The organism is Streptomyces sp. NPDC094143, from assembly GCF_040303825.1.
Taxonomy (GTDB): domain Bacteria; phylum Actinomycetota; class Actinomycetes; order Streptomycetales; family Streptomycetaceae; genus Streptomyces.
Genome location: NZ_JBEOTZ010000071.1, coordinates 1 through 19,031, shown reverse-complemented (window position 1 = coordinate 19,031; position 19,031 = coordinate 1). Strand labels below are relative to the sequence as shown.

Genomic DNA, 19,031 nt, shown 5'->3' with positions numbered 1-19,031 from the left:
GACCAGCAGCTCACGCTCACCGATCTGGCCCGGCACGCCCACAACAGCGTCCGGACGCTGACGCGCCGGTTCCGAGAGGAGACCGGGCTCAGCCCGCTGCAGTGGTTGCTGCACCAGCGCATCATCCGAGCCAGGGAACTGCTGGAATCCACTGATCTGCCGATGGACGTCGTCGCCGCGCGCAGCGGGCTGGGCAGCGCGGACTCGTTGCGCCAGCACCTGGTCCGGCGGGTCGGGCTGACCCCCACGGCCTACCGGCGATCCTTCACCCGCCTGTCAGAACACCAGTAGCCCGTCGTTTCGGTGAGTTCAGCTCGCGGGGTCCGCACCGTGATCCCGACCAGGCTCTCGCCCGCTTCCACCGTCTCGGCCAACACCGACGACAGGTCCGGCAGTAGATCCGTCAACTCGACATCACACGCCCCCACCCTGCCCCAACGAGCCGCCTGGCCGAGCCGAAACCGCGCAACCGATCAACGCCTACGAGAATCTTGGAAGACCCGTTCCTTTGACAGACCCGGCGTCAGGCGAGGAAGCCGGTCAGGGTGGTAATGAACCAGTCGGGGTCTTCTTCGGCGACGAAGTGTCCGGTGGGTGCGACGGCGCCTCGCACATCATCCGCGTGGAGGGCGAGGGCCTCGGCAGTGTTGGTGCCGGAGCGCGTGCTGCCGACGGCCAGGACGGGCATGGGCAGCTTGCGCTGCGCGAGCAGGGCGCGGTTGTCGCGTCCGTCGTCGAGGAGGGTGCGGTAGTGGGCGAAGCCTCCGCGCAGTCGCTCCCGGCCGGTGTATGCCTGGGCGTAGGTGGCCAGGTCGGCTTCGCTGAAGGTGCCGGGGTTGGACATGGCGGTGAACGTGGCGGTGAAGAACTCCAGTTCGTGGCCGTCGAAAAGCATCTCCGGTATGTGAGGGGTCATGAAGAAGCCGAAATGCCACATGCCGCCCTCCGCGACATTCATCGCTTCTTCCAGGCCGAAGCCGGGCAGCGGGGCGTCGATGAGGACCAGATGGGAGATGTCTTCGGGGTGGGAGGCGGCCCAGGCCAGGGCGATCATCGAGCCGATGTCGTGGCCGGCCACCGCGACGGGACCCGCCAGGTTCAGGGCGTCAAGCACGCCCCGCATGTCGTCGGCCTGGTTGGTCTTGGCGTAGCCCTCTGCGGGGCGGTCGCTGTCTCCGGTGCCGCGCAGGTCAGGGGCGACGACCGTATGGGTGCGGGCGAGCGCCGGCATGACCCGGGCCCAAGCGCGGGAGGTCTGGGGCCAGCCGTGGAGGAGGACCAGGACGGGGCCGCTGCCTCCGACCGCGACCGAAAGGTGCGTGTCGTTGGTGGCGATGCGCTTGATGGTGAAGCCGTCGGGAAGCCAGTCAGCTGTGCTCACGGCACATTTCCTTTCATCGCTGGGATGTTCTGCGGATCGCTCTCTCGTGGGCGGTCGCACCCTGGCGGGCTGAGTTCCGGGTGATGGCCTTGCCGATCCCCCAAGTGGCTCCAGTCACCAGCGCCGTGCGGCCCTGCAGAACTCGCTGCTGCTCATGCGATAGGCGTTCCGGATGGTCAGCGATCGCTGACCATCCAAACTATGCATGAAAGATAGTCTGCTAGCAAGAACATCTGCTTTGAAGCGCACCATGCTAAGCTGGGCGAGTGAGTGCATCAACGTCCAACCAACCCGCTGGTGAGGCCGCCGAGCTGGCGCTGGACACGGACCTGGGCTGGGCGATACGCATGGTCTCCTCGGCGTTCCGCCGAGTCGCCACCGCATCCGTCGCCGACCTCCCCGGCGGCGCACGCGCCTACCTCGTCCTAGTCGCCCTCTCCGGCGGCGAACCGCCCTCCCAGCTGGCCCTCGCCAAAGCCGTGAGCCTCGACCGGACCGTGATGACCTACCTTCTCGACGACCTCGAAGCCCACGACCTGGTTACTCGCAAACCCGACCCCCGCGACCGCCGCGCCCGACAGGTCCTGCTCACCGACACCGGACGCACCCGCCTGAACGAGGTACGACAGAAGATCGCCACAGCCGAAGCGAAGCTGCTCGTAGACCTCGACGAACACGACAACCTTCAGCTGCGCACCTTGCTCGCCCGCGTCGCCCGCACCGCGCAGGCGGACACCACCGCGACCGACGCCGACTGCTGACACCAGCGTCCGCCGCTGGTAGCGCACGCTCAGACCGACCCGGTACCTCTGGGCAGGTCCGCGTTCTCGCAGTACTGCCGACCGGCCTGTGGGCGATCTCCGAGGCCTTCACCGGCAGGTGCTGTGTGCTGGCTCCTGGGGTTGCGGCCGGCTCGGTTCGTTAGAGCAGGAGGGGATCGGTGGCCGCGTAGCTGGCAGGTGGCGGGATCATCGCCAGGTCCTGGAGGGCATCGTGTTCAAGTTCCGCACCGGGGTGCCCTGGAGGGATCTGCCGGAGCGGTTCGGGCCCTGGCAGACCGTGCATGGACGCTTCGCCCGCTGGGCCGCCGACGGCACCTTCGACCGACTCCTGGCCGCAGCCCAACAGCGGGCGGAGGTGGACTGGATGGTCGCGCTGGACTCCACGATCGTGCGGGCCCATCAGCACACGGCCGCCAAAGGGGCTCGATGAGCGTGGGCTCGGACGCTCCCGCGGCGGACTGACCAGCAAGATCCACCTGGCCTGCGACGGGCAGGGCCGGCCGTTGTCCTTCACGGTCACGGCCGGCACCCGCAACGACTGCACCCAGGCCGAGACGGTCATCGACAAGATCGCGGCTTCGACAAAGCCGCCTACCGACGCCGCAACGTCGTCGAACGCTGCTTCCACCGCCTCAAGCAGTGGCGGGGCATCGCCACCCGCTACGACAAGCGTTCCGACCGCTACCTCGCCGCCATCACCCTGGCCAGCACACTCATCTGGCTCGAAGCGTGATCGACAAGACGCTACCTAGGACCGACAAGCCGGTCGTCAGGAGCCGGCCGGGCCGCCGGAGCAGTTCGGCCAACTGCGAGCCCAGGACACCCGCGCCCCAGGAGCGGCCCTCCCCCGGCGTTCCCCGGGTTCATCCGGCCCTCCGCGCGGTGCGGATGGCCCGGCTGACAGCGGCGCCGTGCGCAGTGGAGACGTCGACATCGTCGACGATCCGTCCGTCGGCGAGGACGAGCACCCGGTCCGCGTAGGCGCAAGCGTGCGGATCGTGCGTCACATGATCACGGCCTGGTCCAGGTCGCGCACGGAGCGGCGCAAGAGCTCCAGCACCTTCGTGCCGGAGCGCGAGTCCAGGTTGCCGGTGGGTTCGTCGGCAAAGACGACGGCGGGCCGGGCCACCAGAGCGCGGGCCAGTGCCACGCGCTGCTGCTGGCCGCCTATGAGTTCGCCGGGCCGGTGGGACATTCGGTCGCCGATGCCGAGCACACTGACGAGGTGGTCGAGCAGGTCGTGATCGAGGCTTCGGCCGTCTAGGGTGAGGGGCAGCACGATGTTCTCCAGGGCCGTCAACTGCGGCAGCAGGTTGAACGACTGGAACAGGAAGCCGACCTCCTCCCGCCGCACTCGGGTCAGCGCCCGGCCGGACAGTTCGGTCAGATGCATCCCGTCCAGGACGACCTGCCCCGAGCCGGCCGAGTCGAGACCGGCCATGCAATGCATCAGCGTCGACTTCCCCGAGCCTGACGGCCCGGTGACGACGGTGAGGCTGGAGGGATCGCGCCACACGGCGCTTGCGCCCGCGGCGGCCGGCCCCGTGCACGACTCGTCGTCCGCGCCCCCTCTCCCCTCGGTGCGCACGTCCCGGCAGGCCCCGTGACCACGCGCACGCAGCACTCCGCGCACCGCCCTCGGCCGTGAACCGGCAGGACACTGCCTGGCGCAGGTAGCGGGTGACAGTGCGATCGCAACGGATCGGCGGCTGGTCGGGAAGGCCGCTGCACCGCACCGTCGAGCTCGTGCTCCAGCGCGGTGCGGCCTACGAGGGTGGAGGGTGGACCGACTCCGGGCGCTCTGACGGCCGTCCGGGTTCTGGTCCGGCTGTCCCTACTCGAAGAAGTGTCGGCGGTAGCGCGGATTCATGTGGTCCAGGGACAGAAGCACGTAGAACGAGGCCACTCTGGCATCCGGATCGTACGCCGGCTCACCACACAGCCAGCTGCCCAGTCGCAGGTAACCGCGGAGCAACGGCGGCATGACCAGGCCGTCCACATCGACCGTGTCGTCGCTCGGGAGCGGCTCGTGCCCGGTGACCCGGTATGCGGGCGGGGCCAGGTACTTCGCGCGTATCGCGTTCCAGGTGACAGCGGTTGTGCCGTTGTCCCCGTGGAGGTGGACCCAGGCGCAGCCGCCCAACCAGCGGTGCCCGGTGTGGCGCATGTACTGGCCGATACCACTCCAGATCAGGTTGATGACGGCGCCGTTGCGGTGGTCGGGATGAACGCAGGAGCGCCCCGTTTCCACCAGGTCCGCGGCGATGGGCTGCAGGGCACCGAGATCGAAGGTCCGGTCCCCGAACCGTTCACCCACGAGCGCTGCGCAGCGCGGTGGCATCATGCGGTACGTTCCGACGATCTTCCGGCTGCTGTTCTCACGCACGATCAGATGGTCGGCGTGCTCATCGAACTCGTCGGCGTCCAGGCCGCCGGCCAGAGTGGACATGTGGGCGCCGAATTCGGCCGCGAACACATCGTGGCGCAACTGCTGGGCTTCGCGCACCTCCTGTCGGTCGGCGAGCGTCAAGGTGTAGCCCGGGGCTAAGGAGACCACCGCAGGTCCGTTGTCTCCCGACCCGGTGTCGGCGGCAAGCCTGTTCGGGTCATCCCTGCGCGCTAGTCGAGGATCATTGCTCATGCTTCGCGTTCCTCTCCGCTCGTCGGCCTGTGCGGTGAGGCGCCGCAGGCCGGCTGTCGGTGCGGCGCCATGCGGACTGCGGGCACAAGCGGGCGGACTGGCATGATCGTCGCTACGTTCGAGATCATGGTGTCAGACGGGCCGGGCACGCCTGACGGCGGGTCCGTCACCTCGATGACCGGCCGCCGAGCGGGGCACGGGGCCGACGACCTCCGCCAGGTCCCACCGGGGGAAGTCGGAGACCGGGCGAAGCCCTCACACTTCGCCGGGTCGGGTACATGGCGTGCGCGTGGGCGCCGCCGAGCACTGGACCGTGAGGCGTGGACGGCCCCTACGCGTGCAGGAGACGGCGAGTCATGACCTCGGCCGTGCCGAGCGGCCCGAGATGCCGGTGGATCTTGGTCATGACGCTGGCGCCGAGCCACATGTCGTAGAGGCCTCGCGCCATATCGTGCGGCGCGCCCTCGATTGCGATGGAGCCGTCCGAAAGACCACTGGCAATGGTCCGCTCGAGGCGGTCGATGATCGCGTCCGTCCCCTGCATGAGGGCAAGCCGCATCGGCTCGGACAGGTCGGAGACCTCTGCTCCCAGCTTCACGACGAGGCACTGGCCCTGGCAGTCGTCGACACTCTGCGTCCCTCGCCACGACTGCCAGTAGGCCATCAGGCGCTCGGCGCCGGACTGGCCGGGCTGAGCCAGCGTCCGGTCCATGACGGCAAGGTATTGCTCGAAGTAGGTCTGCAGCAGGGCTTCGCCGAAGGCGTCCTTTGAGGCGAAGTAATGGTAGAAGGAGCCCTTCGGTACACCAGCCTGCTTGAGCACCTCATTGAGGCCGACTGCAACGGTGTTTGCTGTGACTGTTGGCCAGCTCGGTCGTCGGTGTGGTCATGGGTGGGGACCTTGCTGATGTCAGGTTGTGGGCCGGTGAACTGGATGCTCTGCATGAGCGGTTCGTGCACCGGTTCACCCGGGAAGAGCCGCGCCAGTCAGGGCTCGCTTACATGCGAGGCCTGGTCGCATCGCCGGAGCGGAAGAACGGCTGGACGCTGGCGGAGGAGGCCGGGCACGAGGGTCCGGACCGTATCCACCGGTTGCTGAACCGGATCGAGTGGGACGCAGACGAGGTCCTGGACGACGTACGCGACTACGTCGTGGAACACCTCGGCGACCGAGACACCGTGCTGATCGTCGACGACACGGGCTGTTCGAAGAAGGGCCTGCGGTCGGCCGGGGTGCAGCGGCAGCACCGCGGTAGCCGCCGGCCGGACCGAGAACTGCCAGATCAGTGTGTTCCTCGCCTACGCCACCGGCCGCGGACGGACACTGATCGACCGGCGGCTGTATCTGCCCACGTCGTGGACGGACGACCGGGAACGCTGCCGTCGGGCCGGCCTCGGCGACGAGGTTGCCTTCGAGACGAAGGTGGCCATGGCCAAGGCGATGGTCCGCAAGGCCATCGCGGACCGGATCCCGTTCGCCTGGGTGACGGCGGATGCCGCCTACGGCTTCAGCAAGGGCTGGCGCTTCGAGCTCGAGCAGGGCCGATGTCTTCCATGTCATGGACACCACCCGGCACGACACCGTCGTCACCCGCTGGGCACTCGACCACCCTGTCCACGACCTGTTCCCTGGCCTGCCGCAGCAGAAGGGGAAACGGCGTTCCTGCGGTGAAGGGGCACACGGCCGACGCATCTACGACTGGGCGCGCGTCGAGGTCGGGCCCTGGCACCGCCAGGACCGCCGGCACTGGGTCCTCGCCCGCCGCAGCGTCAGCCGACCCGAGGAGATCTCCTACTACATCGCCTACTGCCCGGCCGACACCACACTGGACGAACTCATACGCATCGCGGGCAGCCGCTGGGCTGTCGAGGAATGCTTCCAGACCGCCAAGCAGCAGTGCGGCCTGGACGACTACCAGGTCCGCCGCTATCCCGGCTGGTACCGCCACGTGACCTTGGCGATGGCCGCCCACGCATGCCTCACCGCCCTGCGAGCCCGCCAGCTGGATGCGGAGAAAGCAGAAACGGATCCTCCCAGCTGATCCACCTCAGCCTCCCCGAGATCCGACGCCTGATCACCCGTCTCACCAACCGCCGACCCGCCCCCGCCGAGCACATCCTGCACTGGTCGACCTGGCGCCGACATCGACAACACCAGGCCCGCACCAGCCACTACAAACGACGCGGACACAGCCCCTGACCTGGCCAGCAGCCACGGCAAGCACCGTTGCAGTACTAGGGTCCGCCTTCAAAAATCATCTGGGTAGTGGATCATGGTGTTGTGGTACGTCGTTGTGAACTCACTGATTTGGTTTGGAAGTTGCTCGCTCCGCTGATACCGCGGGCCGCGACGGGACGGCCCCGGGTGAGGACCGGCGGGTCATCAACGGGATGGTCTACAAGATCCGCACCGGGATCTCGTGGCGTGACCTGCCAGAACGCTACGGGCCTTGGCAGACGGTCTACACCCGCTTCCGCCGCTGCGCGATCGACGGGGTGTTTCACCCGGGCCCTGCAGCAGATCCAGGCCCGGGCCGACGCCGCCGGGCACATCGACTGGCTGGTCCAGATCGACTCCACCATCGTCCGTGCTCATCAGCACGCCGCCGCCACCGGCCGAAAAAGGCCTTGGCCACCCCGTCGCCATGCAGCTTGGGGAATGCGGTCACGGCGTGCGAGCCCGCCACGTGCTCCCCCGAGACGCGACCTCTCTCCCACCGCACCCGACGCTGACATGCTTCAAGAGCAGGTTCTCAGGTGTGGTGGCTGATACTTCGCACCTCTCACTCACCGTGTGCTCAGCCGAGGGGCAGCGACTTCCCACTCGGCGGGCCAGGAATGCGCCAAGCGCAGGTCCTGGCCCGCCCATCCGCCGTCAAGCCGCTGCTCCCCTGTTCTTCCAGACCTCTCGCATCACGATGGTGAAGAACTCGAAGTAGGTGCGCTGAACGTTCAACCCCAACTCCTGCGTGTCGGCGTGCCTTTCGCGGAGACGGTTGATCGGGACGTTCATCGCGGCATGGTGCTCGATGTGCAGGTTATTTCCGTTGGTAAACCAGGTTGTCAGCCAACTCCCCGTTATCGAACGGGTGTTGCGCAGCACGTCGACGCTGTCGGTGTCGCACAGGATGTGCTCGGGCAACTCCACCAGGAAGTGCATCGGCATCGCCACGAGGAAGGGCAGCAGCCACAGGCGTGCCACCAGCGATCCGCCCCCGACGGCGCAGGCCGTCACGAGGAGTGCGAGGAAAACGCCGAACCACCGGTACTCCGCGATGATCGCCTTGCGGCTCTTCGGGGAGATCTGCCCCATGTCGTACTGCCAGCGGCCCGGCACGCACTGGACGATGTCACGCCCTACGGCCACGAGGCGGCTCACGTCGAACAGTCCCTTTGCCAAGGCACCCAGGGTGAGCGGCTTGCGCGTGTCGAAGCCGAAAAACTCGGTGTCCTGCGGCGTTCCCAGGTAGCGGTGGTGCTGCAGATGACGTACGCGGTAGTGGCTGTAGGACACCAGCATGGGCGTGCCCAGCGGAACACCGACGAAGCGGTGCATACGCGATCTGCGGAATGCCGAATGGTGCAGGCACTGGTGCTGCAGTTCCACCGCATGGGTGTACGCCGCTCCCAGGAGGACCACGCCGACCGCGGTCACCAGGTATGAGGACTGAACGGCGAGCGCGATTCCCGCCGCTGTCAGCACGGCGAGAACGCACAGCTTGCCGATGAAGACGACCTCGTCCTTGGTGCGAACGGGTGCTCGCTGATACAGCGCTTGCGGGGATGCCAAGGTTTGGGACATCAGAATTTACCCCCTGTGTCTGGTGTTCATCGTGAGTGACTTGATCGTCAGGGCAGCAGGACAGAGCGAGGCCACCCCCCGTCAAGGGGGCTTCGGACCTCGCTGTGTCAGCGGCTATACGTGGGCGCCCAGGGCGGTTGAGCGTTGCACTCCCTTGAGCAGCAGCACGGTGGCCAGCAGTGACATCACTGCCATCGAGGCCATCGCCCAGCCCACCGCGTGCACGCCGGCGAGCAGTTGGGCGAGACCACCGGCCAACGCGGCGCCCAGGCCCTGTGCCACCATCAGGCCGGTGCTGAACAGGCCGAACGCCTGGCCGCGTGTGTCTTCGTGGGTCTGGCCCACCAGCCGCTCCTGCAGCGGTAGCAGCGCCGCGCAGCCGAAGGCGGACAGTGCCACCAGTGCCGCCGCAACAGGGACCGGTGGCGACAGGGGGAACAGCAGGAACGGAACCCCCAGCAGTAGGCACAGCGGCAGGACCAGGCGGTCCCGCAACGCCAGGGGGACGAAGCGTCCGACCACGATGTCCCCGGCGAGCATGCCCCCCGCGCCGGCCGCGAGCAGAAATCCGGCGGTGTCTTTGGCGTACGGGATGAACAGCGCCTCGCATCCGGTGACGAGGCCGTTGGGCAGCCACATCATCAGATAGAGCGGCCGGACGATCGGGGAGGTGAGCAGCTCGCGGTTGATTCGTCGGCTGCGTTCGACCGTCTTTCCCGCGGCGCGCGGCGGGCGGTCCGGGAGCCCGAGCCGCGCGGTGACGCCGGCGGTGACACCGACCACGGCTGCGATGCCGAACAGCCAGGACGGTGACACCACGGCGAGGAGCACGGCGCCAAGGCCGTTGCCGATGATCTGCATGCCGCCGACCGTGATGTTCATCGTGGCGCGCGCCAGCACGAACGCGTCCTTCGGCACGATGTCGGACAGCAGTGCGATGACGGCCCCCGATGTCGCGGCCATCGCCACGTAGCCGGCCGCGAGGATCAGGAACCGAAGCCACCAGCCCAGACCCGGGAGTGTCTGTAACGCGGCCGTCGTCGTGGACACGCTCGCCATGAAGATCATCGCGGTGCGCGGACGCATCAGGTCCGAGGTGGCCAGCAGGTAGCGCGCAGCGACGAGTTGGACGAGCGGTCCGCCGAAGAGGGAGATCGCCGTCAGGAACGGCGATCCCGTCTGGTGGTACATCACGGTGCCGAGCGCCAGGCTTGAGAGCACGACGCCCGTCATCGCGAACAGGCGGACCACGAACAGGGCCCGGAACTCACGGATCCGGAAGATCTCGCGGTAGGTCGTCATGTGGCGGGCAACTTCTCGATGCGAGCTCGCCACAGGTCGACCTGCCGCGCCACACACTCCGGCGAGGTGCCGCCGAGACTGCGGCGTGAGGTCACCGAGTCCTCCACCCCGAGCACTGCGAAGACGTCGGCGGTGATGCGGGCATCGATCTCCTGCATCTCCTTCAGCTCCAACTCGGCCAGGCCGCAATGCCGTTCGTCAGCGAGGCGCACCAGCCGGCCCGTGATGTGGTGGGCTTCGCGGAAGGGCATGCCCAGTTCGCGGGTGAGCCAGTCGGCGAGGTCGGTGGCCGTTGCGTGGCCGACGCCGGCCGCCGCCCGCATCTCCGCCTCGCGGGCCTTCAGGTCCCCGATCATGCCGATCATCGCCTTCAGGCACAGTTCGAAGGTGTCGGCGCCGTCGAAGGTCCGTTCCTTGTCCTCCTGCATGTCCTTGGAGAACGTCAGGGGCAGCGCCTTCATGACCGTCAGCAGGCCGAACAAGGAGCCGTGCACCCGGCCGGTCTTGCCGCGGACCAGCTCGGCGGCGTCGGGATTCCGCTTTTGCGGCATGATGGACGAGCCGGTGGTCCAGGCGTCCGAGAGTTCGATGAAGCCGAACTGCGGCGACATCCACAGCACGATCTCCTCGGCCAGGCGCGACAGATGCGTCATGCACATCGAGGCGGCCGAGAGGTACTCGAGGGCGAAGTCCCGGTCCGAGACCGCGTCCAGGGAGTTGGCCATCGGCCGGGCGAATCCCAACAACTGCGCGGTGCGTTCGCGGTCGATCGGGAAGGACGTCCCGGCCAGCGCCGCCGCGCCGAGCGGGGACTCGTTCAGGCGCTCGCGACAGTCTCGCAGCCGGCCGTAGTCCCGCCCGAACATCTCGACGTACGCCATCAGATGGTGGCCGAACGACACCGGCTGAGCGCTCTGCAGATGGGTGTAGCCGGGCAGGATGGTGGCTGTGTGCTGCCCGGCCTGCTCGACCAGGACCTCGATGAGCTGCCGGACCAGATTGAGGGCGCGGTCGTTGGCGTCGCGCACCCACAGACGGAAGCTTGTGGCGACCTGGTCGTTGCGGCTGCGGGCTGTGTGCAGTCGCCCGGCCGGGGCGCCGATCAGCTCACGGAGGCGAGACTCGATGTTCATGTGGATGTCTTCGAGTTCCGCTGAGAACGTGAAGTTCCCGGCAGTGATTTCGGCTCGGATCACCTCCAGGCCGTCCTTGATGGCCGTGGCGTCCGCCTCGGAGATGATGTCCTGCTCACAGAGCATCGTGACATGGGCGAGAGAGCCGTCGATGTCCTGCATGGCCATCCGCTGGTCGAACCCGATGGAGGCGTTGATCTGCTCCATCACCTCGGACATGCCCTCGCCGAAACGGCCCCTGATCAATCCGTTGCCCTTGCTCGCCTGGTCGCTCACGTGCTGCGCCGCCTTTCTGGGGTGAAGAGAGAAGATCTGTGATGTCGAACCTGCGGCACGCTATCCGACATCGATGTGGACTCCCGACACGACCTCGTGACACAGATCGATTGCCCGGGCTGCGGTCGGGGCCGTGGTCAGCACGTAGCCGACCCGGGTGTGGGAGTCCCGTATGCGGGGAATCCGGTCCCCCGCTCTCAACGGAAGGTGGAACTTGAGGACGCCAGGCAACCCCTGCCACCGCTGCGTCCCACTGATGTTGGTGACCGTGCCCGGTGGTGGCGCGAAGAAGCGGATGGCAGCGGCACCGGCGACCGTGGGCGCCGGTGCCTGGGGCCCGACGCCATTGAGGGACCACCCGACCAGGAGGTCGAGCAGATCGTGCCCTGTGGCCTGCCTGACGAGTGTCGGGATCGAGTCTCCGCCGACCCTGGTGTGTGTCTCGATGACCTCGGGGCCCGCCGGTGTCAGGCGTAGTTCCGTATGGCTGCAGCCGTCCGTGATTCCCATGACGTCGAGGAACTGGGAGACGTACGCCACGATTGCCGTCGAGTCCGCGGGGTCGAGGGGGGCCGGGACGACGTGACCGATCTCGACGAAGGGGTTCTGCGGGTCGTCGTCGTGAGTGAACTTGCCCGTGATCGCCAGCACGTGGTGTTCGCCGGCGCAGCTGAACGCCTCGACGGAGAATTCCGGGCCGGAGAGGAACGGCTCCGCGATGTACTCGTCGGCGGTCAGGGGTGGTGTGTCCACGTCCTCGGCGCGGCGGAAGCACGACACATGCTCGCTTCCCCTGCCGTGACGCGGCTTCACGATCACCGGGTATCCGTGCTCGGTCGCGAAGTTCCGGATGTCGGCGGCGTCCCGCACGACCGTGCAGGGGACGTCGGAGAACGCCTTGTCCAGCAGCCATGTCCGCATGGCGAACTTGTCGCGGGTGCGGCCGACCACCTCGGGGGAAAGGCCTGGCACCCCGAGTGCCTCCGCGATGCGGGCTGCGGGCATCAGGCCGTGTTCGGTGAGGGAGAGCACCGCGCTGAACGGGCTCTCGCGGTGCATCGCCGACAGCATCGGGAGCAGCGACGGATCGTCGTAGTCGGTCAGGACGCTGCGTCGCGCGGTGGCGACCAGCGCCTCGTCGTATCCCGTCGGCGTGTCCACGAGCGTGATGTCGGCACCGAGCAGACGCACACGATCACACAGCCCTGGACCGCCGCCCACGACGATGACCTGCTTGGGATTCTTCATCACGGTGTCCGAACGTAGGTTTCCAGGTCGGTCAACGACTTACCGCGCAGCATGGAGAATCCGGTACGCCGATTCACCGAAAAGGGTTCCGCGCCGGGGACGACTCCACTGGTGTCGTCGTGGACGTGCAGCACTTCGACGCTTGCGGGTGGTGTCACGGCGGAGCGCTCGTCGAATGTGAAGCGGATCCCGTGCCAGCCCTCCCGCGGTTCGCGTGGGCGGACCTTCCAGTCCAGGCCCGCTCGCGCATGCAGGTACGCGTCCTCGAGGGAGAAGCCGTGCTGCAGTTCGACGAGTTCGGGCACATGGTCCCCGGCGGGCCGGGCGGCGGCTTCGATGACACTGATGCGATCAGGAGTCATCTTGAACTCCACGTGCATCACGCCCTGCGCCATGCCCCAGCCCGAGGCGATGCGTTCGATCGCCTCCAGCAGCTCTCGCTCGTGCTGCGCGGGCAGGTCGCTGCCCGAGACGTGCCCAATCTCGTAGCACGCCGGCAGCGGTGACAGGTATTTCCGCGTCAACGCGTGGGCGACCACCTTGCCGCCCTGCACGACGCATTCGACGCTGAACTCCGGACCCTCCACGAACTCCTCGACGAGAGCCCCGGCGTTGAACGCGTAGTTGGTCAGCCGGGACGTCTTGAAGGCCGACATCTTCGCGAGTGTCTGCTCCACCTCGGCCCGCGAGTCGCACTTCCGCACGAACAAACTCATGGCCATGTCGACCGGTTTGACGATCACGGGGAAGGTCACGTTCTCCCAGTCGATCGCCAGGCTGTCCTCCGCCGAGGACAGCCTGGCGATCGTCCGCGGCTGCGGAACTCGCAGCTCCTCGAACACCTCACGCATCAGGGCCTTGTTCCGGGAGGCGCGCATCGTGTCGACGTCGTTGTGATACAGCCCCAGTTCCCGCGCCAGGACGTCCGCCGCGATCACCGCGAACTCATTGCCCGCGGCCACCGCGTCGAACCGTCGCCGCCCGATCTGCGACAACAGTTCTGCGGGTGAGTCCGACAGCGCCGGCACCCTGATCCACTCGTGAAGTGTGGTGAGGTCCTCCCCCACCATGGAACTCTCGATCGTCACGATCGTCAGTTGCCAGCCCTCACGGTCACAGACCGCGGCAACCCGCTTGAGTGACCATTCGGCGACCGGGTGGAGCAGCAAAACATGCATGTTGTTCACGCACCTTTGGAGGCGTCGAGCGAGGCGAAGTACCGCTCGAATCCCACCATCTCCCGGCACCGCCGCACCACTTCGCGTCGGTAGTACGTCCCGTACACGTCGGCTTCGTCCGTCCTGCAGTACGACGGCAGCAGCACGGTGCGCGGGCGGTCACTGGTGTTGGGGCCGCTGAAGTGGGGGGCCAGGGAGTGGAACACCAGGACGTCGCCGGCGTTCAACGCGGGGACCTCGATGGTCGACGCGTCGAGCTGCGCCGGGTCGAAATCGCCTTCCGGATTGTCCGCAGGCCCGGGGAGCAGCTGCTGGTGGCTGCCGCGGTAGAACCCGATTCCGCCGGAGCGCTCGTCGCTCGGGAAGAGGTTGATGACCACCGTGCACAGGGTGTCCGGATGCTTGTCGAGCCACTTCCAGTACAGGAAATCCTGGTGGGCGGCGTAACCGTGCACACCTGGCTGCTTCTGTATCAGCTTGGCTTTGAGGAGCTGGGCGGGGCCGCCAAGGATGGCAGCGAGCGCGTCCAGCAGGGCTGGACGCCTCGCGGCCGCGTTCAGCGGCGGCGAGATGTCCAGGACCGGGTCGAGACGGTCGAAGACGTATTCACCGTCGGGTCCGCGCCGGAACTCGGTGCGCAGGTTGAGGTCGTCGTCCAGCCCGTCGAGCGTCCACAGGCGGTCGCATTCGCGCCGCAGACCCTCGACTTCGTCCTCTGCGTACACGCCGGTCAGGATGGTGTAGCCGTCTTTCCAGTACTGCTCTGTCTTCTCCGCCAGATCCGTCGTCGCAAGCAACGCTGAACCTCCCCTTCTTGGTCGAAGATTTACCGGTCAGCAGCGCCTGCTGTGAACTGGGCCAGTTGTGAACGTATGTGTGCTGCCGCTTCGAGCACCCGGCTCGGAGCTGTGCCTCCCTGGCTGTCGCGGGAGGCGACGGAGGCCTCGACGGTGATGTCCGGCCATTCGGTGATTGCGAGCCGCTCGTCGACACCGCGACGCAGCTCCAGGGGCAGTTCACCGAGCGCAAGCCGGTGCTTTTCGGCCAGGCGCACCAGTTTGGTGACGAGGTGATGTGCCTCTCGGAATGGGATCTTCCGCTCACGCGTCAGCCAGTCGGCGAGATCGCCGGACGTGACGAAGCTGAGATCCGACGCGGCCCGCATCGTGTCCGCGTTCGGCCGCATCAAGGTGGCGATGGAGATCGCCGCGTCAAGCGACAACACCAAGGTGTCCGCGGTGTCGAACAGTGGCTCCTTGTCTTCCTGCAGGTCCCTGAAGTAACTCAGCGGAAGTCCCTTGACCACTGCCTGCAGAGTGTGGAGGTTGCCCAGGACCCGGCCGCTCTTGGCACGTATGAGTTCCGCCGCATCGGGGTTGCGCTTGTGCGGCAGAGCCGCCGAGGAACTGACCAGTTCGTCGGGCAGCGAGATCAGGCCAACGGGCTGCGAGGACCAGAAGACGATCTCCGCGCCGAAGCGGGAGAGGTCGAGAGCCAGGGACGCGCCGGCAGCCAGGAAGTCGAGCGCGAAGCCACGGTCCCCGACGCTTTCCAGCGAGTTCGCGGTCGGCCGCTCGAACCCCAGATTCCGTGCCACGGACTCCCGGTCGATCGGGAACCCCGTGCCCGCGAGCGCCGCCGAGCCCATGGGGCACTCGTGCTGCAGCGCCAGGACGAAGCGCAGCCGCTGGACGTCACGCAGGAACATCTCCGCGTAGGCGACGCATACATGACCGAACGTCACCGGCTGCGCAATTTGCAGATGAGAGAATCCGGGCATCACCGTTGCGCTGTGCTGCTCGGCCTGCGTGACCAGCGCCTCCGCCAGCGCCAGGACCTTCCCGCTCAGCGTTTCCACCTGATCGCGTATCCACAGTCGGAGCGCGGTCACGGCGAGATCGTTGCGAGCGCGTGCGGTCCCGAGCCAGCCCGCGTCGGCCCCGACCAGGGCCTGCAGGTACTGCTCTATCGCGGTGTGCACGTCCTCGGCATCCGGATCGAGCGGGTCGGCTCCCGTCGCGACCTGCTCGCTCAGCAGGTCGAGACCGCGGTGCAGCCCGGCCGCGGCATCCGCCGGAATAATCCGCTGCTTGAGCAGCATCGTGACGTGCGCCTGCGAGGCGGCGATGTCGTACGGCGCCAGACGGCGGTCGTAGTGCGCGCTGGTGCCGATCGCGTCCATCCGCCGGGCGGCCAGGAACCGCTCATCCATGCTCATGACGGACGCCGGGAGGCCGGGCGTGCCGCGATCTCGTCCAGGCGGCGGTCGAACGCCTCGGTAGTTGCAGCGTTCGCGGCGTCCACCAGGTCCGCCCAGTCGGGCCGCAGGCAGTACAGCAGCAGGGCCCGGGCGATGTGGAGCCGAGCGACGGCCTCCTCGTAGATCACCGACTGCGGTCCGTCGATGACCTCCGGTACGACCTCGTCGCCCCGGTAGGCGGGAAGGTTGTGGAGGAAGACCGCATCAGTGCGAGCGTGTGCCATGAGGGCGGGCGTGACACGGTAGGGGGCCAGGACTTCACGGCGCAACTCGGCCTCGTGCGCCTTGTTCATCGGGATCCACGCGTCGGCCACCACCACTTGGGCGTCCTTGACCGCTGCTTCCGCGTCGGTGGTGGTGGTGAAGCCGGCCAGGTGCGCGGTCTGGTCCGCCGGCAGCGCGAACTCCTCGGGCGTCGCACAGGTGAAGTATGCGCCGACCTTGGCGGCGGTCTGGGCGAGCGAGAGGGCGATGTTTGTGCCGTCACCGACGAAGGCGATGCTGATCCCCTCTACGGCGCCGAACTGCCGCTTGATCGTGAGGAAGTCGCAAAGGGCCTGCGTCGGGTGGTGCTCATCGCACATGCCGTTGATGAACGGGACCGGGGACAGCGCACAGATCTGTTTCTGGGTGGCGAAGTCGTAGATGCGGCTCAGCAACACATCGTTGAATCCGCCCGCCACCTTCACGAAGTCGGGCAGGTGCTCGGTCTTCTTCGCGTGGCGTCCGACGCGGGCTTCCGCGCCGTTGTAGTGGATCGCCTGGCCTCCCAGGTCGCCGATGGCCCGTTCGAATGCGGTACGCGTGCGCAGCGAAGTCTCATCGAAGATCATGCCGAGGGATTTCCCGCGCAGCAGGGCGGGAAGATGGCCGAGACGCCGACGGTGCTGCTCCAGGTGGTCGGCGACCTCGATGATGTCCAGCACATCGTGTGCGGTGAGGTCGTCGATCGTCAGCAACTGCTTGTGAGTCATGCACACATTTCTCTCGCCTGGGACGTGAATCCGTCCGGAGGGTGGTGACGCCGGTGCCGTACGCGCGGATCTCGGCCTACGAAGCACTGTTGCGCACGTGCCTCAATCGGCGCAGCCGCAGAGCGTTGATGCGGATGAACCCGGTTGCGTCCCGTTGCTGGTATCCGCCGCCTTCCTCGAAGGTGACAAGATCCCGGCTGTAGAGGGAGTTCGGGCTCTTACGTCCCTCGACGATGACGTTCCCCTTGTAGAGCTTGAGGCGTACGGTTCCCGTGACACACTCCTGACTCTTGTCCACGAGAGCCTGGATCATCTCCCGCTCGGGGGCGAACCAGTACCCGTTGTAGATGAGTTCGGCGTAGCGCGGCATCAACTCGTCCTTGAGGTGGGCTTCCCCACGGTCGAGCGTGATGGATTCGATGGCGCGGTGCGCCTGCAGCCAGATGGTCCCGCCGGGAGTCTCGAACAGGCCGCGACACTTCATTCCGACGTACCGGGTGTCGACGATGTCGATCCTGCCGATGCCGTTCTCCGCACCGAGTTCGTTCAGGCGGGCCAGCAGGGACACCGGGTCGAGCGTCTCGCCGTCGATCGCGACGGGGTCGCCCTTCGAGAACTCGATCTCGATGGTGGTCGGCGTGTCAGGGGCTTCCTCGGGCGACTTGGTCCGGACCCAGGCCTCGTCCTCCGGTGTGACCCAGGGGTCTTCGAGCTCTTTGCCCTCGCAGGAAATGTGCAGCATGTTGGAGTCGGCCGAGTAGGGGGCCCCACCGCGCTTGTCCTTGGCGACGGGGATGCCGTGCAGGTCAGCGAATTCGATCAGCTGAGCACGGCCGGCCATGTCCCATTCCCGCCAGGGCGCGATCACCTGAATGTCCGGTGCGAGGGCGTAGTAGGCCAGCTCGAAACGCAGTTGGTCGTTGCCCTTGCCCGTCGCGCCGTGGGCGACCGCGTCGGCGCCCACCTGGCGCGCGATCTCGATCTGCCGCTTGGCCACCAGCGGTCTGGCGATGGGCGTTCCCATCAGGTAATTGCCTTCGTATGCAGCATTCGCGCGATACATCGGGAAGGCGTAGTCGGAGACCAACTCGTGCCGGAGATCCTCGATGAAGATGTTTTCGGGCTTCACGCCCAGCGCTAGGGCTCGTTGCCTGGCGGATTCCAGTTCCTCGCCCTGTCCGAGATCGGCGGTGAACGTGACGATCTCGGCGTCGTACTCGATCTGCAGCCACTTCAGAATGACTGATGTGTCGAGTCCTCCGGAAAAGGCCAGGACAATTTTGCGCGGCTTGGTCATTACCTGAAAGTCCCTTAGCTTCAAGTGGCATAGGGGTGTCCGCGGTTTCCGTGCGCACGCGAGCAACAGTGTGACTGGCTCTTCGAACCTCGCGCCGTCCTGTCAGCGGCTCGCTGGACGACCCCGTTCCGTGACGACGTTCCTATGGAACGACAAGTAAGAAGTCTCGATTCCCCCCCGGCTGTGCCCCTGCGTAGAGCACGCCATTGCCCCGTAATGGTGGGTGATGGACACGCTGAAGCGGTCGCCGCCCCTCCAAGGGACAGCCTGGATGAACGAATGTGCACCCAGCAAGAGATTCCGAGGATCTTCTCAGGATGCGAGACCCTCATGCCGGCTAATTGGGGTCAACTGGGAGCAAGCGTACGTAAGTTGCCAACATTAACGACAATTCTCTGACGACCCGTTAGCCACTCAGCCATCCGAACTGCACGATTTTGGCCTGCGGATGACACCCAGTATGGCTCAATCTGCACTGCTACAGCCGGGCTCGGATCGCGATGCAAAACTGAGATCGGCAACAAGGGCTGCGCTCGACCGGCGGCCCGCTGGCCTTCACCGGTCCGTGAACCGCGGCCGCTGCGCGCACTGAGGTGGAGGCCCGCGCGACGCTGACAGCACATGCAGTCCATCGCAGGTGACGCGATGGCACGCGCAGCGCACTTAGAGGGCATCTGATCAAAGTTCACGCTGTTGTGACGGTCATGTCCGTTTCGATTCGCCACGTTGGCGTGGATTCTCCCGTCAGCTCGCGGGA

General features: G+C 66.8%; 17 protein-coding genes and 4 pseudogenes. 7 read left to right on the top strand and 14 right to left on the bottom strand.

All coding sequences use genetic code 11. The features are described 5' to 3' along the window. The coding region (locus ABTZ58_RS38445; protein ID WP_351366872.1) for a helix-turn-helix domain-containing protein at positions 1-291 on the top strand (291 nt) is incomplete at its 5' end. Positions 292-523: 232 nt separating this feature from the next. Here the strand turns inward: ABTZ58_RS38445 and ABTZ58_RS38440 are convergent. Next, positions 524-1,381, bottom strand: coding sequence for an alpha/beta fold hydrolase (locus ABTZ58_RS38440; RefSeq protein ID WP_351367627.1), 858 nt, complete (start codon positions 1,379-1,381; stop codon positions 524-526). A 266-nt stretch (positions 1,382-1,647) separates the two neighbouring features. Here ABTZ58_RS38440 and ABTZ58_RS38435 point away from each other — a divergent pair, with 266 nt between their 5' ends. From ABTZ58_RS38435 to ABTZ58_RS38425, 4 genes and pseudogenes are all read left to right on the top strand, one after another. Next, a complete protein-coding gene (locus ABTZ58_RS38435) occupies positions 1,648-2,142 on the top strand; it encodes a MarR family winged helix-turn-helix transcriptional regulator (protein WP_351367625.1) in 495 nt (164 codons plus the stop codon). A gap of 88 nt (positions 2,143-2,230) precedes the next feature. Next, positions 2,231-2,593 (top strand): transposase, encoded by a 363-nt coding sequence (locus tag ABTZ58_RS38430; protein WP_351367622.1) that lies wholly within the window; start codon positions 2,231-2,233, stop codon positions 2,591-2,593. Then, positions 2,562-2,684: pseudogene (locus ABTZ58_RS40400) on the top strand (IS5/IS1182 family transposase); the annotation flags it as partial. The gene ABTZ58_RS38430 and the pseudogene ABTZ58_RS40400, both read left to right, overlap by 32 nt. Further along, positions 2,645-2,896 (top strand): transposase, encoded by a 252-nt coding sequence (locus ABTZ58_RS38425; RefSeq protein ID WP_502996205.1) that lies wholly within the window; start codon positions 2,645-2,647, stop codon positions 2,894-2,896. The pseudogene ABTZ58_RS40400 and the gene ABTZ58_RS38425, both read left to right, overlap by 40 nt. Positions 2,897-3,026: 130 nt before the next feature. Here ABTZ58_RS38425 and ABTZ58_RS38420 read toward each other — a convergent pair. The 4 genes and pseudogenes from ABTZ58_RS38420 to ABTZ58_RS38405 all read right to left on the bottom strand — a co-directional run. Further along, positions 3,027-3,679, bottom strand: a pseudogene (locus ABTZ58_RS38420) (ABC transporter ATP-binding protein). A 318-nt stretch (positions 3,680-3,997) separates the two neighbouring features. Further along, the gene (locus ABTZ58_RS38415) at positions 3,998-4,804 is read right to left on the bottom strand and encodes a GNAT family N-acetyltransferase (protein WP_351367619.1); all 807 of its coding nucleotides are present in this window, start codon (positions 4,802-4,804) and stop codon (positions 3,998-4,000) included. Between the two features lie 331 nt (positions 4,805-5,135). Beyond that, a complete protein-coding gene (locus tag ABTZ58_RS38410; protein WP_351367636.1) occupies positions 5,136-5,516 on the bottom strand; it encodes a TetR family transcriptional regulator C-terminal domain-containing protein in 381 nt (126 codons plus the stop codon). Between the two features lie 48 nt (positions 5,517-5,564). After that, positions 5,565-5,633: pseudogene (locus ABTZ58_RS38405) on the bottom strand (TetR/AcrR family transcriptional regulator); the annotation flags it as partial. A gap of 59 nt (positions 5,634-5,692) precedes the next feature. Here ABTZ58_RS38405 and ABTZ58_RS38400 point away from each other — a divergent pair. Both ABTZ58_RS38400 and ABTZ58_RS38395 read left to right on the top strand, forming a co-directional pair. Beyond that, positions 5,693-6,846, top strand: a pseudogene (locus tag ABTZ58_RS38400) (IS701 family transposase). 271 nt (positions 6,847-7,117) lie between these two features. Continuing rightward, positions 7,118-7,537 carry a transposase gene (locus ABTZ58_RS38395; RefSeq protein ID WP_351367616.1) on the top strand — a complete coding sequence of 140 codons (420 nt, stop codon included), beginning with the start codon at positions 7,118-7,120 and terminating at the stop codon, positions 7,535-7,537. Positions 7,538-7,679: 142 nt separating this feature from the next. Here the strand turns inward: ABTZ58_RS38395 and ABTZ58_RS38390 are convergent, their stop codons facing one another. The 9 genes from ABTZ58_RS38390 to ABTZ58_RS38350 all read right to left on the bottom strand — a co-directional run bounded on the left by ABTZ58_RS38390 (position 7,680) and on the right by ABTZ58_RS38350 (position 18,274). Next, complete coding sequence (locus ABTZ58_RS38390; RefSeq protein WP_351367613.1) at positions 7,680-8,606, bottom strand: fatty acid desaturase family protein; 927 nt, start codon at positions 8,604-8,606, stop codon at positions 7,680-7,682. Between the two features lie 114 nt (positions 8,607-8,720). Further along, complete coding sequence (locus tag ABTZ58_RS38385) at positions 8,721-9,908, bottom strand: MFS transporter (RefSeq protein ID WP_351367610.1); 1,188 nt, start codon at positions 9,906-9,908, stop codon at positions 8,721-8,723. Beyond that, positions 9,905-11,317 (bottom strand): argininosuccinate lyase, encoded by a 1,413-nt coding sequence (gene argH / locus ABTZ58_RS38380; RefSeq protein WP_351367608.1) that lies wholly within the window; start codon positions 11,315-11,317, stop codon positions 9,905-9,907. Before argH (ABTZ58_RS38380) ends, ABTZ58_RS38385 begins: the two co-directional genes overlap by 4 nt. A 60-nt stretch (positions 11,318-11,377) precedes the next feature. Beyond that, on the bottom strand, positions 11,378-12,565 hold the full coding sequence (locus ABTZ58_RS38375; protein ID WP_351367633.1) for an ATP-grasp domain-containing protein: 1,188 nt from the start codon (positions 12,563-12,565) through the stop codon (positions 11,378-11,380). Continuing rightward, entirely contained in the window at positions 12,565-13,743 is a 1,179-nt protein-coding gene (locus tag ABTZ58_RS38370) for an ATP-grasp domain-containing protein (protein WP_351367630.1), read from the bottom strand. Before ABTZ58_RS38370 ends, ABTZ58_RS38375 begins: the two co-directional genes overlap by 1 nt. Positions 13,744-13,748: 5 nt before the next feature. Next, on the bottom strand, positions 13,749-14,540 hold the full coding sequence (locus ABTZ58_RS38365; protein ID WP_351367605.1) for a phytanoyl-CoA dioxygenase family protein: 792 nt from the start codon (positions 14,538-14,540) through the stop codon (positions 13,749-13,751). A 29-nt stretch (positions 14,541-14,569) separates the two neighbouring features. Continuing rightward, a complete protein-coding gene (gene argH / locus ABTZ58_RS38360) occupies positions 14,570-15,961 on the bottom strand; it encodes an argininosuccinate lyase (RefSeq protein ID WP_351367602.1) in 1,392 nt (463 codons plus the stop codon). Then, the gene (locus ABTZ58_RS38355) at positions 15,958-16,977 is read right to left on the bottom strand and encodes an ornithine carbamoyltransferase (RefSeq protein ID WP_351367599.1); all 1,020 of its coding nucleotides are present in this window, start codon (positions 16,975-16,977) and stop codon (positions 15,958-15,960) included. Before ABTZ58_RS38355 ends, argH (ABTZ58_RS38360) begins: the two co-directional genes overlap by 4 nt. 76 nt (positions 16,978-17,053) lie before the next feature. Continuing rightward, positions 17,054-18,274, bottom strand: coding sequence for an argininosuccinate synthase (locus ABTZ58_RS38350; RefSeq protein ID WP_351367597.1), 1,221 nt, complete (start codon positions 18,272-18,274; stop codon positions 17,054-17,056). Positions 18,275-19,031: the final 757 nt, after the last annotated feature.

Coding starts and splice junctions, on each gene's coding strand:
- argH (WP_351367602.1), bottom strand. CDS start 15,961: ATGAGCATGGATGAGCGGTTCCTGGCCGCCCGGCGGATGGACGCGATC.
- ABTZ58_RS38370 (WP_351367630.1), bottom strand. CDS start 13,743: ATGCATGTTTTGCTGCTCCACCCGGTCGCCGAATGGTCACTCAAGCGG.
- ABTZ58_RS38375 (WP_351367633.1), bottom strand. CDS start 12,565: ATGAAGAATCCCAAGCAGGTCATCGTCGTGGGCGGCGGTCCAGGGCTG.
- ABTZ58_RS38415 (WP_351367619.1), bottom strand. CDS start 4,804: ATGAGCAATGATCCTCGACTAGCGCGCAGGGATGACCCGAACAGGCTT.
- ABTZ58_RS38390 (WP_351367613.1), bottom strand. CDS start 8,606: ATGTCCCAAACCTTGGCATCCCCGCAAGCGCTGTATCAGCGAGCACCC.
- ABTZ58_RS38355 (WP_351367599.1), bottom strand. CDS start 16,977: ATGACTCACAAGCAGTTGCTGACGATCGACGACCTCACCGCACACGAT.
- ABTZ58_RS38350 (WP_351367597.1), bottom strand. CDS start 18,274: ATGACCAAGCCGCGCAAAATTGTCCTGGCCTTTTCCGGAGGACTCGAC.
- ABTZ58_RS38385 (WP_351367610.1), bottom strand. CDS start 9,908: ATGACGACCTACCGCGAGATCTTCCGGATCCGTGAGTTCCGGGCCCTG.
- ABTZ58_RS38410 (WP_351367636.1), bottom strand. CDS start 5,516: ATGGACCGGACGCTGGCTCAGCCCGGCCAGTCCGGCGCCGAGCGCCTG.